16 protein-coding genes are annotated in these 14,112 nt (G+C 72.3%); 7 read left to right on the forward strand and 9 right to left on the reverse strand.

The annotated features are described in order from the left end of the window. Together IH80_RS0124885 and IH80_RS0124890 are read right to left on the reverse strand one after the other, a co-directional pair. A partial coding sequence (locus IH80_RS0124885; protein ID WP_030963428.1) for an AAA family ATPase occupies positions 1-475 on the reverse strand: 475 nt, incomplete at its 3' end. Positions 476-516: 41 nt separating this feature from the next. Then, the gene (locus tag IH80_RS0124890) at positions 517-2,694 is read right to left on the reverse strand and encodes a trypsin-like peptidase domain-containing protein (protein ID WP_030963430.1); all 2,178 of its coding nucleotides are present in this window, start codon (positions 2,692-2,694) and stop codon (positions 517-519) included. Positions 2,695-2,846: 152 nt separating this feature from the next. On the opposite strand from IH80_RS0124890, the gene IH80_RS45420 reads away from it, so the two are divergent. Continuing rightward, on the forward strand, positions 2,847-3,023 hold the full coding sequence (locus tag IH80_RS45420) for a DUF6104 family protein (RefSeq protein ID WP_097878907.1): 177 nt from the start codon (positions 2,847-2,849) through the stop codon (positions 3,021-3,023). 113 nt (positions 3,024-3,136) lie between these two features. Here the strand turns inward: IH80_RS45420 and sodN are convergent, their stop codons facing one another. Further along, the gene (gene sodN, locus IH80_RS0124900; protein WP_030036761.1) at positions 3,137-3,532 is read right to left on the reverse strand and encodes a superoxide dismutase, Ni; all 396 of its coding nucleotides are present in this window, start codon (positions 3,530-3,532) and stop codon (positions 3,137-3,139) included. Between the two features lie 172 nt (positions 3,533-3,704). Here sodN and sodX point away from each other — a divergent pair, with 172 nt between their 5' ends. Beyond that, entirely contained in the window at positions 3,705-4,127 is a 423-nt protein-coding gene (gene sodX / locus IH80_RS0124905) for a nickel-type superoxide dismutase maturation protease (protein ID WP_030963432.1), read from the forward strand. Here sodX and IH80_RS0124910 read toward each other — a convergent pair. Then, the gene (locus IH80_RS0124910) at positions 4,031-4,660 is read right to left on the reverse strand and encodes a CGNR zinc finger domain-containing protein (protein ID WP_030963433.1); all 630 of its coding nucleotides are present in this window, start codon (positions 4,658-4,660) and stop codon (positions 4,031-4,033) included. The genes sodX and IH80_RS0124910 overlap by 97 nt on opposite strands. Before the next feature lie 82 nt (positions 4,661-4,742). On the opposite strand from IH80_RS0124910, the gene IH80_RS0124915 reads away from it, so the two are divergent. Next, complete coding sequence (locus IH80_RS0124915; protein WP_030963434.1) at positions 4,743-5,537, forward strand: class I SAM-dependent methyltransferase; 795 nt, start codon at positions 4,743-4,745, stop codon at positions 5,535-5,537. Between the two features lie 105 nt (positions 5,538-5,642). Here the strand turns inward: IH80_RS0124915 and IH80_RS0124920 are convergent, their stop codons facing one another. Genes IH80_RS0124920 through IH80_RS0124930 form a run of 3 tightly spaced genes read right to left on the reverse strand, consistent with a single transcriptional unit; the run spans position 5,643 to position 8,347 of the window. Continuing rightward, positions 5,643-6,404, reverse strand: a complete 762-nt coding sequence (locus IH80_RS0124920) for an amino acid ABC transporter ATP-binding protein (RefSeq protein ID WP_030963436.1) — start codon at positions 6,402-6,404, stop codon at positions 5,643-5,645. After that, positions 6,404-7,345, reverse strand: coding sequence for an amino acid ABC transporter permease (locus tag IH80_RS0124925; RefSeq protein WP_030963437.1), 942 nt, complete (start codon positions 7,343-7,345; stop codon positions 6,404-6,406). Before IH80_RS0124925 ends, IH80_RS0124920 begins: the two co-directional genes overlap by 1 nt. 39 nt (positions 7,346-7,384) lie before the next feature. Beyond that, the gene (locus tag IH80_RS0124930) at positions 7,385-8,347 is read right to left on the reverse strand and encodes an ABC transporter substrate-binding protein (protein WP_030963438.1); all 963 of its coding nucleotides are present in this window, start codon (positions 8,345-8,347) and stop codon (positions 7,385-7,387) included. Positions 8,348-8,873: 526 nt separating this feature from the next. On the opposite strand from IH80_RS0124930, the gene IH80_RS0124935 reads away from it, so the two are divergent. From IH80_RS0124935 to IH80_RS0124950, 4 genes are all read left to right on the forward strand, one after another. Beyond that, a complete protein-coding gene (locus IH80_RS0124935; RefSeq protein ID WP_030963439.1) occupies positions 8,874-10,076 on the forward strand; it encodes an NAD(P)-dependent malic enzyme in 1,203 nt (400 codons plus the stop codon). Between the two features lie 152 nt (positions 10,077-10,228). After that, positions 10,229-11,191 carry a zinc-binding dehydrogenase gene (locus tag IH80_RS0124940; RefSeq protein ID WP_030963441.1) on the forward strand — a complete coding sequence of 321 codons (963 nt, stop codon included), beginning with the start codon at positions 10,229-10,231 and terminating at the stop codon, positions 11,189-11,191. A 121-nt stretch (positions 11,192-11,312) separates the two neighbouring features. After that, a complete protein-coding gene (locus tag IH80_RS0124945; RefSeq protein WP_030013034.1) occupies positions 11,313-11,522 on the forward strand; it encodes a helix-turn-helix domain-containing protein in 210 nt (69 codons plus the stop codon). Beyond that, complete coding sequence (locus IH80_RS0124950) at positions 11,522-12,088, forward strand: Clp protease N-terminal domain-containing protein (RefSeq protein ID WP_030963442.1); 567 nt, start codon at positions 11,522-11,524, stop codon at positions 12,086-12,088. Before IH80_RS0124945 ends, IH80_RS0124950 begins: the two co-directional genes overlap by 1 nt. 165 nt (positions 12,089-12,253) lie before the next feature. Here the strand turns inward: IH80_RS0124950 and IH80_RS0124955 are convergent, their stop codons facing one another. Next, positions 12,254-13,153: a helix-turn-helix transcriptional regulator gene (locus IH80_RS0124955; protein ID WP_030963443.1), complete on the reverse strand. Its 900-nt coding sequence runs from the start codon at positions 13,151-13,153 to the stop codon at positions 12,254-12,256. A 1-nt stretch (position 13,154) separates the two neighbouring features. Further along, on the reverse strand, positions 13,155-14,093 hold the full coding sequence (locus IH80_RS0124960; RefSeq protein ID WP_030963445.1) for a DUF4097 family beta strand repeat-containing protein: 939 nt from the start codon (positions 14,091-14,093) through the stop codon (positions 13,155-13,157). Positions 14,094-14,112: the final 19 nt, after the last annotated feature.

The raw sequence follows: 14,112 nt of genomic DNA on the forward strand, positions 1-14,112 counted from the left end.
CAACCCCGCCTCCCGCCACCCCGCCTGCCGCCACCCCTACCGCCGCCGCGCCGCCCGCCGCGAGCTGCACGTCCTGGAGGCGGGCGAGGGCGTCGTAGCGGTAGAGCCCGTCCTGGAGGACGGTCCGCGACACGACCGGCCAGCGCAGTACGCGCCCGAGCTTCAACTCGTGGGCGACGGAGTGCGCGAGGGTGGACTTCCCCGTGCCGGGGAAGCCGGTCACGAGCAGCGGCCGCCGCAGGTACAGGGCCGCGTTGACGGCCTCCAGCTCCTCCGGCTCCGGCCGGTGCAGTTCGGCGGCCTGCCGGTGGGCGCCGAGCCGCCGGGCCACGTTGCCCTCGGCGGCTGCGGCGGCCGGGCCCGGCTCCACGACGGGCCCGCCGTCGAAGTTCCGCCAGGGCGGCGGGTCGGGCAGGGCGTCGATCCCGTCGTGGGGTTCGCCGACCCCGCGGTAGATGAGCCAGTCGTCGTTCATGCTGCGTGTTCCCTCCCTCGAGTCCGGCGGGCCGGGCTCCGTCACAGGTCGCCGTGGAGCGGCTCGACGTCCGGCAGCGGCCGCGCCGGGTCCTCCCACACCAGCCCCGCTCCGGCCGCCCAGTAGGCGTCGGGGTCCGCCCCGTACGCCCGCCCCCGCAACGTCTGGAGCCGTACCGGCAGTACCTCCGCCCGGCCGGCTTCGGCCAGTTCCTCCCGCAGCCCGCGGTGGAACGGCGCGCACGACACCCCGGGGTCCGGCGGCGGCCTGCGGGTCACGGCGACCCCGTAGCCGGCGTCCCGTACCGCGTGCAGCGATCCGAGCGTGGGCTCCTGGTCGGCGGCCCGGCAGTGCACCGGGACGGTGCTGTCCGGCAGGCCCGACAGCCATGCGGCGGAGGGTGCGCGCGGCCGGCCGCCGGCGCAGTCGGCCCGTTCGTCCTGGAGCGGTCCGGCCTGCACCCGGGCCCACCGTGCGGCGGCCCGGCCCGCCCCGTGGTCCGCCTCATGGTCCGCCGGGTGATCCGCGGGGTGGGCGTCCGGCCCGCCCGGGCCGGTGGCCGGACCGTGGGCGCCGCGGCCGCCGGGGTGGCGCAGCACCACGGGCCGCTGCACGCCGAGCGGTACGCCGCCGGCCACCACCCAGTCCTCCACGGCCAGCCCGAACAGCTCCGGGGCCACGGCCACTTCGAGCAGGGCCGCCGCGACGTGGGTGTCGCACCGCCGGAAGGCCTCGGCGAGCGGGGCCCGCAACCGCTCGGGCAGGGCCCCCACGGTGGCCCGTACGCCCGAGTCGACGGGGGTCAGCCGGCCGGGGTGGGCCGGGCCCGCCAGGACGGAGACCCGCCAGTCGTAGAGGTGTTCCCAGCCGTGCGCCCACACCTCCAGCAGGACCGAGGCGCCGGGCGGCAGGCCCCCGGCGCGCCGGGCCGGGCCGCCGGCCGTGCGTCCGGCCGAGGCCCGGCGGCGGCGCTCCCGCTCCGCGAGGCCGCGCTCGTGGCGCTCGCCCAGTTCCCGGCGCAGGGGCCGCCACAGCCGCTCGGCCGTGGCCCGTACCCAGTCCCAGAGCTCCTCGTCGGCGCCCGGTGTCGGGGGCTCCCGGTACTCGGCCACGCTGACGTCGGTCGCGTAACGGAGCATGGCCGCGGCCTCGCCCGTCCCGCCGGGCGGGTCGTGCAGCAGCCCGAGCCCGTCGCGCCAGCTCAGCGGGGCCGGGGGCTGCGGGTCCGGTTCCTCGCCGCGGGCGGCCTCGACCAGGGCCCGTACGGCCTCGGAGGAGCTCGGCGGGGGCAGTTCGGCCAGGAGTCCGCACAGGGTGGTGCGCTCCCCCGGGGTGAGCCGGCCGCGGCCGCCGTACGGGTCGTGCTCCTGCGGTGGGAGTTCGCCGTGCACGTCGGTCCAGGTGCGGCGGTTGTCGAGGTCGCTGAGGTGCTGGTCGTAGTGGTACAGGTCGTGGGCCTGCATGATCCGCCGGTAGAGCCCGGTCTGGCCGCGGGCGGGCATCGGGAGGGTGCGCAGCTGGACGACGGAGACGGCGAGTCCGCCGCCTCCGGCGTGCCGGCGGGCCTTGACGACGCCGACGACCTCCCCGCGGGCCAGGTCCACGACGGGTCCGCCGGACATGCCGGGGTCGATCTCGTCGTCGTCGGCGAGACGGATGGCGGCGCCGTTCCCGGCGGTGCCGCGCAGTCGGGTGGTGCGGCCGGTGATCTCGGGGGTGCCGAGGTCCTCGGTGCAGCCGAAGTAGGCGACCTCGTCGAAGCGGGGCCTGGAGCGGTCGGTGAGCCAGACGCAGGTGTGCGACACGGGGGCCAGGACCCTGATCAGTGCCAGGTCGGGCAGGTCCCACAGGGCGTGCCGGGCGGGTCGCCGCTCCTCCAGGCGCTCGGGCAGTACGCATTCCACGCGGCCGGTGACGGTGCCGGTGACGGCGCCGGGCGCGCCGGGGCCGCCGTAGCGGGGTCTGCCGGAGTGGAAGGTGATGCCGACCTCGCGGCCCGTCAGACGCACGGCGGCACCCCCTTCGCCGACCACGTGCGCGCACGTCAGGACCCAGCCGGGGGCGATGAAGAAACCGCTCCCCCAGGTGGGACCGGTCCGATGGCTGCCGGGGTTGTCATACCCGCCGGGCGGGGCGTGGACGCGTACCGTCGCCGCTTGGACGAGGGGTTCGAGGAGCTCGAAGGCGCGCGCCGTCCCGGTCGTGCGCCCGTCGGTCATCCGCGCCCCCCGCCCGCTGGTGAGACGTCCAGGCTAGCGTCGGCGGAACCGGCAACGGGAGGTCTCGCGGACGCCGCGGATTATCCTGGCGGGAAACATTCCCTGCACATCGACATCCACATCCCCTTCCACATCACGGCACGGAGCCCGACTTGTACTTCACCGATCGCGGCATCGAGGAGCTGGAGAAGCGGCGCGGCGAGGAGGAGGTCACCTTCGAGTGGCTCGCCGAGCAGCTGCGCACCTTCGTCGACCTGAACCCTGACTTCGAGGTTCCGGTGGAACGCCTGGCCACCTGGCTGGCCCGGCTGGACGACGAGGACGAGTAGTTTGGCCGAATCGGTGACGTCCGCCGGCTGCCGATGGTGAGGGCGCCGGCGGGAGACGCCAGAGGGGCCCGTCCGCTGCTGCGGACGGGCCCCTCTGCGCGGGGCGGCAAGGCTCAGGCGGCCTTGGTCTCCCAGAAGATGCGGTCGATCTCGGCGATGAGGTCGAGGGCCTTCTGGCCGGTCGCCGGGTCGTTCGACGCCTTGGCGGCCGAGAGGGCCTTCAGGGTGTCGTTGACCAGGGTGTGCAGCTGCGGGTACTTCTCGAAGTGCGGCGGCTTGAAGTAGTCGCTCCACAGCACCGAGACGTGGTGCTTGGCGAGCTCGGCGCGCTGCTCCTTGATGGTGATGGCGCGCGCGCGGAAGTCGGCGTCGTCGTTGGCCTGGTACTTCTCCTGCACGGCCTTGACGGACTCGGCCTCGATGCGGGCCTGGGCAGGGTCGTACACGCCGCACGGCAGGTCGCAGTGGGCGGAGACCTTCGCCTTGGGGGCGAAGAGGCGGGAAAGCATGGAGTATGTCCTCCTCGTGATCGTCTTCTCAAGGGGGGACATTACTCGCTGGGGAACCGGATTTCGCGGGCGCCCCCATGGGCTTAGGACAAAAGTCCAGGGTCACGGCCGGACCGGTGAGCGAATGTACGGGGCCGTGCGGCAGCATGCGGGAGTGACGAGGAGGACACGCATGGTGGAGAGCGCCCGCCCGCGCAAGCGGTTCGAGGTGGTGGAGGTGACGGGCCCGTCGATGGTGCCCACGCTGCTGGACGGCGACCGGCTCGTGGTCCGCTACGGGGCCCCCGTCCGGCCGGGTGCCGTCGTGGTGCTGCGCCACCCGTTCCAGCAGGACCTGCTCGTGGTGAAACGCGCGGTCGAGCGGCGCCCCGGCGGCTCGTGGTGGGTGCTCGGCGACAACCCGTACAACGAGACCGGCGACAGCACCGTCTACGGGCCGGTGCCCGGCGAGCTGGTGCTGGCGACGGCGGTGCTGCGCTTCAGGCCGCGCGAGGAGGGTCAGCGCTCGCTGAGGGCCCGGCTGTCCTGGGCGGCGTCGTCGCTGCGCGTGCTGCGCGCCGACTCCTCGGCCTCCAGCCGCTTGCGGGCGCGGTAGGCGGCCACGTTCGCGCGGGTGGCGCAGCGGTCGGAGCAGTAGCGCCGGGAGCGGTTGGTGGAGGTGTCGAGGTAGGCGTTGCGGCAGGGCGCGGCCTGGCACAGGCCGAGGCGGTCGGGGCCGTGCTCGGTGAGGTGGAAGGCCAGGCCGAAGGACGCGATGGCGGCGTAGCCGGCGGAGGCGTTAGAGGGGTGGTCGGCGAGGTGGATGTGCCAGTCGGGGCGTCCGGTCTCGTCGAGGGTCTGATGGCCGGAGACCTGCGGGCTGACCGGGAACTCCATGAGCAGGGAGTTCAGCAGGTCGACGGCGAGGACGTGGTCGCCGCCGTCGGCGGCTTCGAAGACGGCCCGCAGCCGGCCACGCACGTTGCGGAAGCGGGTGACGTCGGTGTCCGTGACGCGGCGGGCCATCTGCTGGCTGGCGCCGAACAGGGCGCGGACGGCGTCCACCGAGGTGAGCGCGTCCTTGTTGCGGGCCGGCTCCTCGGTGTTGACCAGGCGCACGGCGAAGTCCGAGTAATGGGCCAGTTCCACTTGTAGTCCTTACGGCTGCGGATTAGGGTCTCTCGTAACAGCTGAGACGCATTCGAGGGTATTACGTAGGGAGGGGTTCGGGATGGCTGATGCGACGGACACGGCGGACGCGACCGGCGCGGGGCGGGCCGCCGGCACCGACTGGCAGGCCTGGCAGGACAGCTGGGACCGCCAGCAGGAGTGGTACATGCCCGACCGCGAGGAGCGGTTCCGGGTGATGCTGGACATGGTCGAGGCGCTGGTGGGCCCCACCCCCCGGGTGCTGGATCTCGCATGCGGTACGGGAAGTATTACGGACCGCGTCCTCAAGCGGTTCCCGGGAGCCACCAGCACGGGCGTCGATCTCGACCCCGCGCTGCTGACCATCGCCCGGGGCCACTTCTGCGGGGACGCGCGCGTCTCGTTCGTGACCGCCGACCTCAAGGATCCCGACTGGCACGCGGCCCTCCCCCACGGCAGCTACGACGTCATCCTGACCGCCACCGCCCTGCACTGGCTGCACAGCGAGGAGCTGGCCGTGCTGTACGGGCAGCTCGCCCCCCTGCTGGTGCCCGGCGGGGCGTTCATGAACGCCGACCACATGCCCGACCCGGCCACCCCGCGCATCAACGCCGCCGAGCGCGCCCACCGGCACGCCGGCATGGACCGGGCCAGGGCCGCCGGGGCGGTCGACTGGCGCGAGTGGTGGGCCCTGGCCGCCGCCGACCCGGCGCTGGCCGAGCCCACCGCCCGCCGCTTCGAGATCTACGGGGAGCACGCCGACGGCGACACCCCTTCCGCGGCCTGGCACGCCGAGACGCTGCGCGCCGCGGGCTTCGCGGAGGCCCGTACGGTCTGGCGCTCGCCCTCGGACGCTCTGGTCCTAGGTCTGAAGTAGGGAATCCGGAACGCGGGCGCACCCAGGACGCGGACACGGCCGAGGGCGGTACGGATACCCGTACCGCCCTCGGCCGTGTCCGCGTGCGGCGCCCGGCGCCGCCGTCTACAGCACCTTGGAGAGGAAGGCCTTCGTCCGCTCGTGCTGGGGGTTGCCCAGCACGTCGCGGGGGTGACCCGACTCGACCACGACGCCGCCGTCCATGAAGACGAGGTTGTCGCCGACCTCGCGGGCGAAGCCCATCTCGTGGGTGACGACGATCATGGTCATGCCCGACTCGGCGAGGTCCCGCATGACGTCCAGGACGTCACCGACCAGCTCGGGGTCGAGGGCCGAGGTCGGCTCGTCGAAGAGCATCAGCTTCGGCTCCATGGCGAGCGCCCGGGCGATCGCCACGCGCTGCTGCTGGCCGCCGGAGAGCTGGGAGGGGTAGTTCCCGCCCTTCTCGCCAAGGCCCACCCGGTCCAGGAGGCGGATGGCGCGCTCGCGCGCCACCGCCTTGGACTCGCCCTTCACCATGACCGGCGCTTCCATGACGTTCTCTACGGCCGTCATGTGCGGGAACAGGTTGAAGCGCTGGAAGACCATGCCGATGTCCCGGCGCTGCGCCGCGACCTCGCTGTCCTTCAGCTCGTAGAGCTTGTCGCCCTTCTGGCGGTAGCCGACGAGGTCCCCGTCGACGTAGAGCCGTCCGGCGTTGATCTGCTCCAGGTGGTTGATGCACCGCAGGAAGGTCGACTTGCCGGAGCCGGACGGGCCGACCAGGCAGAACACCTCACGCGGGGCGACCTCCAGGTCGATGCCCTTGAGGATGTGCGCCGCGCCGTAGGACTTGTGGACGCCCTCGGCCTTCACCATGGCAGTCATCAGGCCACCGCCTTGCTGTTCGAGAAGCTGGACAGCTTCGCCTTGATCTTCTGCAGCGGCGTGGGCGGCAGGGTGCGGAGCGCGCCACGGGCGTAGCGGCGCTCCAGGTAGTACTGGCCGACGCTGAACACGCTGGTCAGCGCGAGGTACCAGATCGAGGCGACGAAGAACATCTCCATGACCGCGAACGAGGTGGAGGCGATGTCCTGCGCGGCGCGCAGCAGGTCGAAGTACTGCACGGCGACGACGAGCGACGACGTCTTGAGCATGTTGATGAACTCGTTGCCCGTCGGAGGCACGATCACCCGCATGGCCTGCGGCAGGACGACACGGCGCATGGTCTGCGTCCGGGTCATGCCCAGCGCGTGCGAGGCCTCGGTCTGGCCCTCGTCGACCGACTGGATGCCGGCGCGGACGATCTCCGCCATGTACGCGCCCTCGTTGAGGCCGAGACCCAGCAGGGCCGCCAGGAACGGCGTCATGACCTGGGTCATCTCGTCCTTGTAGAACCCGAGGTTCAGGATCGGGAAGATCAGGGCGAGGTTGAACCAGATGAGGAGCTGCACGTACACCGGGGTGCCGCGGAAGAGCCAGATGTAGAACCAGGCGATGGTGCTGGTCACCGGGTTCTTCGACAGGCGCATGACGGCGAAGAGGACGCCGAGCGCCAAGCCCAGGGCCATGGCGGTGACGCTGATCCAGATCGTGTTGACGACGCCTCGCAGGATCGAGGGGTCGAACAGCTTCTCCGGCACGGTCGCCCAGCGGACGTTGCCCTGGGAGAAGGCGATGACGAGCGCCACGACCAGGCCGATGACGACCACGGCGCTGATCCAGCGGCCGTAGTGGCGGACCGGGATGGCACGGATCGCCTCGGGGGGGAGGGCCCCGGCCGGCGGGGTGTCCGCCGGGCCCGGGCCCTTGTCGAGCTTGTCAGTCACAGTGACTGCCCTTCAGTGTGCTGCGGTGGTACGCGGAGGTCAGGAACCGGCGTTGATCTTGGCCTCGGTGACGGCGCCGGAGCCGGCGTTCCACTTGTCCAGGGCGGCCTTGTAGGTGCCGTCCTTGATGATCGCGTCGAGGGCTTCCTTGAGCGCGTCGCGCAGCTCGGTGTTCTTCTTGTCCACCGCGATGCCGAAGAGGCCGGCGTCGGTCGGGTTGGCGATGGCCTCGAAGTCGTTGCCGCCGCCGGCGGTCTGCGCGATGTACGCGGCGACCGGGGAGTCGTTCAGGTCCGCGGCGGCGCCACCGGCCTTCACGCGGGTCTGGGCCTCGGCGTCGGTCGGGAAGGACTCGATCTTGAGCTCGCCCTTGCCGTCCGTCTTGCACTTCTCGGCCTGGGTCTTGGCGGACTCCTCGTACGTGGTGCCGCGCTGGACGGCGACCGTCTTGCCACACAGGTCGTCGAGGGTCTTGATGCCCTGCGGGTTGCCCTTCTTGACCAGGATGCCGGTCGAGGCGGAGAAGTAGTCGACGAAGTCGACGCCCGCACCGGTCTTGGCGCCCTTGTCGTCCAGGCCCTCCTGGCGGGCCTTGGTGTCGGTGAGGGAGGACATGACCAGGTCGCTGCGGCCGGTCTGCATGCTGCCGATCAGCGTGTCGAAGGTGCCCGACTCGAACTTGAACGGGACGCCGAGCTGCTTGCTCAGGGCCGCCGCCACGTCCGGGTCGACGCCGACGATCTTGCCACCCTCGGTGAACTCCATCGGCGCGTAGGTCGCGTCGGTGCCGACCTTGATGACACCGGCGTCCTGGATCTTCTTCGGGAGCTTGGAGAAGAGCGGGGCGCTGCTGTTGTTCGCCGCACCCGACGGGGTCGAGGTCGCCTTGTCGGTCTGGTCGCCACAGCCGGTGAGGATCAGGGCGCCGGCGACCGCGATCGCGCCGACCGCGGCGATCCGGGACCGGGCGGCGGTCGTACGACGGGTGGTGCTAGCGGTCATGGCTTGGTTCCTCCGACAGGGGTGGAAAAGCATCGAAAAACGGTCGGACACGCACCATCGAGTGTCGCGACCTTGTGTGATTACGGCATCTTGCCATTCGGACTGAGACATTCAGGCTGCCCGTCAGGTCAAAATCGCATAACGGGCGACCCGGGTAGGCCAACAGGACTGCGGGCAAGGGGGTTCGAGGCCGCAGATACTGCTGTGACCAGGCCTTTTGGGCGCAGTTTCTCCGGGGCGTCTCGCCCACCGGACGGCAAGGTTTGGACTTTTCGCCAAAAGGCGGGCAGTTGACCTACGGTTGAGCCGGAATCGACTCGTCTGAGCGAGTGTTCTTCGGGTAGAACAGATCCTTACACCCCTCATCCGGGGCTCAGGGCGCGCGTGCGGCGCGCCCGCGCGTACGAACCTCCCCTTCGCGGAGACGGGCCAACCGTCGATGCGGAGTACGGACGCGGTGCCCGCCCACCCCTTAACCAGGAGTGGCCACCCTCAACGAACATAAGGAATTAAGGGGTCACACGAAGTGGCAGCGGAGATCGTCAACCCTCGCAGCGACAGTGCGACGGACAACAACCCCGACGCGGTGTTCGCACTGCACCGGGGCGGCAAGATGGCCATCCAGGCCACGGTTCCGGTCAACGACAAGGACGACCTGTCCCTGGCGTACACCCCGGGCGTGGCGAAGGTGTGCACCGCCATCGCCGAGCAGCCGGAGCTGGTGAACGAGTACACCTGGAAGTCCAACGTGGTCGCCGTCGTCACCGACGGTACGGCCGTGCTCGGCCTCGGTGATATCGGCCCGGAAGCCTCCCTCCCCGTGATGGAGGGCAAGGCCATCCTCTTCAAGCAGTTCGGTGGTGTGGACGCGGTCCCGATCGCACTCGCCACCAAGGACACGGACGAGATCGTCGAGACGGTCATCCGTCTGGCGCCGTCCTTCGGCGGGGTGAACCTGGAGGACATCTCCGCCCCCCGCTGCTTCGAGATCGAGCGGCGCCTCCAGGAGGCACTGGACATCCCGATCTTCCACGACGACCAGCACGGCACGGCCATCGTGACGCTGGCCGCACTGCGCAACGCCGCCAAGCTCACCGGTCGCACCCTCGGTGACCTGCGCGCCGTGATCGCGGGCGCGGGCGCGGCGGGCATCGCCATCGCCAAGATCCTGGTGGACGCGGGCATCGGCGACGTCTGCGTCACGGACCGCAAGGGCGTCGTGTCCGCGGACCGCTCCGACCTGACGGACGTCAAGGCGGAGATCGCGGGCCTGACCAACAAGACGGGCCAGACCGGCTCGCTGGAGCAGGCCCTGGCCGGCGCGGACGTGTTCATCGGCGTCTCCGGCGGCTCCGTCGCCGAGGAGGCGGTGGCCACGATGGCGAAGGACGCGTTCGTCTTCGCCATGGCCAACCCGAACCCGGAGGTCCACCCGGACGTCGCGCACAAGTACGCGGCGGTCGTGGCCACGGGCCGTTCGGACTTCCCGAACCAGATCAACAACGTGCTCGCGTTCCCGGGCATCTTCGCGGGCGCCTTCAAGGTGCGCGCCACCCGGATCACCGAGGGCATGAAGATCGCCGCCGCCGACGCCATCGCCGGTGTCGTGGGTGACGAGCTCGCCGCCGACTACGTGATCCCGTCGCCGTTCGACGAGCGCGTCGCGGAGGCCGTCGCCGCGGCCGTCGCCGCGGCCGCGAAGGCGGACGGCGTGGCCCGCCTGGCCTGACCCGGCACCCGAGCGGTACGCGACGAGGCCCGACCGGATCCCCTCCGGCCGGGCCTCTCGTCCTCTGCGGGCCCCGCGGTGCGACGAAGGCCTCACCCGCGCGGTCACGGGAGGTCTGGAACCAGGGCCCTACCGAGCGGTAGCGTCGCGGCATGTTCGCTGCCTACGCCGCCCGAATCGACCGTGACCAGCCGCTGAACGGCCTTGTGCTGGGCGACCGCCCCGCTCCGCAGGCCCGGCCCGGCTGGGTGACCGTGAACGTCAAGGCCGCCTCCCTCAACCACCACGACCTGTGGTCGCTGCGCGGGGTCGGCATCGGGGAGGAGAGCCTCCCCATGATCCTCGGCTGCGACGCGGCCGGGATCGACCAGGACGGCAACGAGGTCGTCCTGCACTCCGTGATCGGCCAGAGCGGCCACGGGGTCGGCCCGGACGAGCCCCGCTCCATCCTGACGGAGCGCTACCAGGGCACCTTCGCCGAGCAGGTGACCGTCCCCGCCTGGAACGTGCTGCGCAAGCCCGCCGAGCTCTCCTTCGAGGAGGCCGCCTGCCTTCCGACGGCCTGGCTGACCGCGTACCGGATGCTCTTCACCAACGCCGGGGTCCGCCCCGGGGACTCCGTCCTGGTCCAGGGCGCGGGCGGCGGTGTCGCGACCGCCGCGATCGCCCTCGGCAAGGCGGCCGGCCTGCGGGTCTTCGCCACCAGCCGGGACGAGGCCAAGCGCAAGCGGGCCGTGGAGCTCGGCGCGGTGGAGGCGTTCGAGCCGGGCGCGCGGCTGCCGCAGCGGGTGGACGCGGTGATCGAGACGGTGGGTGCGGCCACCTGGTCCCACTCGGTGAAGTCGCTGCGTCCCGGCGGCACCCTGGTGATCTCCGGCGCCACGAGCGGCGACCGCCCGGCGCACGCCGAGCTGACCCGGATCTTCTTCCTGGAGCTGAAGGTCGTCGGCTCGACCATGGGCTCGAAGGACGAGCTGGAGGACCTCCTCGCCTTCTGCGCCACGACCGGGCTGCGGCCGGTCATCGACGAGGTGCTGCCGCTGGACCGGGCGCGCGAGGGGTTCGAGAAGCTCGCGGCGGGCGACCTCTTCGGCAAGATCGTCCTCAAGCCCTGACGGCCCGCGGCCCGACGGCCTGACACACGGGCGCACCGACGCACCGACGCACCGACGCACCGACACGCCTGGATGTCAACCAGGGTTGACGAACCTCCCACGTCAACCTACATTGACACGCATGACCGAAGCCACTGATCTCGCCGAGCGGGCCGGTGACCGTGACCCGCGCGTGGGCCTGCGTGCCGTGGCGGCACTCCGAAGACTGCTGGAGCAGCTGGAGGCCGTCCAGGTACGCAGCGCCCGCGCGCAGGGGTGGTCCTGGCAGGAGATCGCGGCCGAGCTGGGCGTGAGCCGGCAGGCCGTGCACAAGAAGTACGGGAGGCTCTGATGTTCGAACGCTTCACCCGTGACGCCCGGTCGACCGTCGTCGGGGCGGTGGCCGAGGCCCGGCAGGCCCGGGCCGCCACCGTCACCGAGGAGCACCTGCTGCTGTCCCTGCTGGCCCTGGGCGCCCTGGACCCCTTCGGCGCGGACCGCGGGGCGGTGGCCGCCGACCTCGCGGCGGCCCGCCGCCGGGGCGGCATGTCCCGGGCGGACGAGGAGGCGCTGGCCGGACTGGGCATCGATCTCACCGAGATCGTCTCGCGGATCGAGGAGGCCCACGGCGAAGGCGTGCTCGCGGCGCCCGCGCCGCGCCGCCGGACCCTGGGCGCCTCGCTCCGCTCGGCGCTGGGCCGGGACGAGCCGGACGACCGCGGCGGCAGCCGGCACGTCCCCTTCACCCAGGGCTCGAAGAAGGTCCTGGAGCAGTCGCTGCGCATCGCACTGGGCCGGGGGGACAAGCACATCGGCACCCTGCACCTGCTGCTGGCCCTGCTCTCGCGCCCCGGCACGGTTTCCGAAGTCCTCACGGACCACGGCATCACCTACGCGAGGGCCGAGGCCCACGGCTAGCGGATCGCTCCTGCGGCGCGGTGGCGGAGGAGCGGCCGCCGCCGTCCGCTCCCACGGGGGGCGGGGTGTCCCGGGCCATCGCTCCCACGGGGGCCCTCGCGGCCCACCAGCCACCATTCCGCCCTGCCGCGCAGCGTCGCGCCCCGCCGACGTTGAGGCGCCGGGTTACGGCTTGGGGGCGAACGTGGTTCCCAGCCGGGCGGCGGCCGCCGCGAGATGGTCGCGGGCCTCGGCCACCCGGGCCGCGGTCACGCCGTGGTCCCGCGCCGCGTCCCGCACCTCGTCGCGGAAGCGGTCCAGCAGCCGGTCCAGGTCACGGGCCGGTTCGCCGGTCGGCGTCAGGTCCGCGGCCCAGCCCGGAGCCCCGTCCGCGTCCGCCGCACCGGGCCTGCCCGCCGTACCGGTGCCATGGGAACCCCCACCGAGCCAGGCGCCGGCCAGACCGCCCAGGACGCCGCCGGACCTGGCGAACTGCTCCTGGAGCTGGCCCACGATCCGCTGGACCTCCTCGCGGGCCCGGTCCTGGGCCTCTTTCGCCTGGCGGCGGGCCGCCTGCGCCTCCTCGCGGGCCCGGCGGCTCTCGTCCTTCGCCCGGCGGGCCTGCTCCTTCCACTCCTGCCTGGCCTTGCGCAGCTCTTCCCTGGCAGCCTTCCAGGAGTCCTCCTCCCCCACCTGGGCCGCCGACGCGGTGGCGGCCGCCCGCATCTCGCGCCGCAGGTCACCCGCGGCGCCCCGTACGTCGTTGCGGATCTCGGCGGCCAGTTCGGTGACCGAGTCGCGGATCTCCAGCTCCAGGTCGGCCAGTTCGCCGCTGCGGTCGGCGAGTTCGGTGCGGCCCGCCTCGGTGATGGAGTACACCTTGCGCCCGCCTTCGGTCGCGTACGTGACCAGGCCCTCCGCCTCCAGCTTGGACAGACGCGGGTAGACCGTGCCGGCGGAGGGGGCGTACAGGCCCTGGAAGCGTTCCTCCAGCAGGCGGATCACCTCGTACCCGTGGCGCGGGGCCTCGTCCAGCAGCTTGAGGAGGTAGAGGCGGAGGCGGCCGTGGGCGAAGACGGGCGGCATGTCAGAGCACCTTCTTGTCGAGCGGGAGCGGGGCGGGGGCGTCGGCGTCCGCCTGCGGGCGGCGCAGCAGCGCGATGGACCCGGAGACCGTGGTGGCCCGCAGGGTGCCGGCGCCCGAGCCGAGCGTGCCGGTGATCCGCTTGGCGCCGAGCTGGCCGGAGACCCGCAGGTCCTCGAAGGCGTTGGAGACGCCTCCGGTGGCGGTGTTGGCCTCGACGCGGGCGTCGGCGGGGTGCGGGAGGCGGATCGCGACCTGACCGGAGACGGAGTTCAGGGCGATGTCCACGGGCCGCTCGGCGGCCGGGCCGGGGTCCAGGTCGATCAGCATGTCGCCGCTGACCGAGTCGGCGCGCACGCTCACGCCCGCGCCGTCGACGACGGTCAGGCCGCCGGAGACCGAGTGGAAGCCGAAGTCACCGGTGACGGACTGGGCCTCGACGCTGCCCGAGACGGTGTGCGCCTTGATCCGGCCGGAGAGCCCGACCAGCGTGGCGTCGCCGGAGACCCCCTTGACGTCGGTGGCGGCCGAGATGCCGGAGACGAAGGCGGTGGCGTCGACCGTGGCCACGTGGACCCGGGTGGCGGCGGGCACGGTGAGGGTGACGGCCGCACGGCGCTCCCACACCTTGCGGCCGGAGGAGGAACCGGACCAGGCCTTCCACGGCTTGTCCTCGAACCACTGCTTGAGGCCCTGGGAGCCGTTCCAGGGCAGGTCCTCGTAGGAGACGGTGAGGACGCCGTCCTCCTGCACGACGTACAGGGGCGGGCCGTCGACCTCGGTGACTTCCAGGCGGGCCGGGCCCTCCTCGGCGGCGACCACGTTGACGGTGCCGCTGACGACGCGCACGCGGAGCTCGGTGACCGGCTCCTCGAAGGTGAGCTTCTGCGGCTCGGCGAAGTGCCACGTCGACCGCGACGGCTGGGACGACTGCTCTGACATGGTGCTGATCCTCCTCGTG

Source organism: Streptomyces sp. NRRL S-378, from assembly GCF_000720645.1.
GTDB lineage: Bacteria > Actinomycetota > Actinomycetes > Streptomycetales > Streptomycetaceae > Streptomyces.

What these genes read in the sequence shown, in the direction of transcription:
- IH80_RS0124890 (WP_030963430.1), bottom strand. Translation starts at nt 2,694, where the DNA reads ATGACCGACGGGCGCACGACCGGGACGGCGCGCGCCTTCGAGCTCCTC.
- sodN (WP_030036761.1), bottom strand. Translation starts at nt 3,532, where the DNA reads ATGCTTTCCCGCCTCTTCGCCCCCAAGGCGAAGGTCTCCGCCCACTGC.
- sodX (WP_030963432.1), top strand. Translation starts at nt 3,705, where the DNA reads ATGGTGGAGAGCGCCCGCCCGCGCAAGCGGTTCGAGGTGGTGGAGGTG.
- IH80_RS0124915 (WP_030963434.1), top strand. Translation starts at nt 4,743, where the DNA reads ATGGCTGATGCGACGGACACGGCGGACGCGACCGGCGCGGGGCGGGCC.
- IH80_RS0124920 (WP_030963436.1), bottom strand. Translation starts at nt 6,404, where the DNA reads ATGACTGCCATGGTGAAGGCCGAGGGCGTCCACAAGTCCTACGGCGCG.
- IH80_RS0124930 (WP_030963438.1), bottom strand. Translation starts at nt 8,347, where the DNA reads ATGACCGCTAGCACCACCCGTCGTACGACCGCCGCCCGGTCCCGGATC.
- IH80_RS0124940 (WP_030963441.1), top strand. Translation starts at nt 10,229, where the DNA reads ATGTTCGCTGCCTACGCCGCCCGAATCGACCGTGACCAGCCGCTGAAC.
- IH80_RS0124945 (WP_030013034.1), top strand. Translation starts at nt 11,313, where the DNA reads ATGACCGAAGCCACTGATCTCGCCGAGCGGGCCGGTGACCGTGACCCG.
- IH80_RS0124950 (WP_030963442.1), top strand. Translation starts at nt 11,522, where the DNA reads ATGTTCGAACGCTTCACCCGTGACGCCCGGTCGACCGTCGTCGGGGCG.
- IH80_RS0124955 (WP_030963443.1), bottom strand. Translation starts at nt 13,153, where the DNA reads ATGCCGCCCGTCTTCGCCCACGGCCGCCTCCGCCTCTACCTCCTCAAG.
- IH80_RS0124960 (WP_030963445.1), bottom strand. Translation starts at nt 14,093, where the DNA reads ATGTCAGAGCAGTCGTCCCAGCCGTCGCGGTCGACGTGGCACTTCGCC.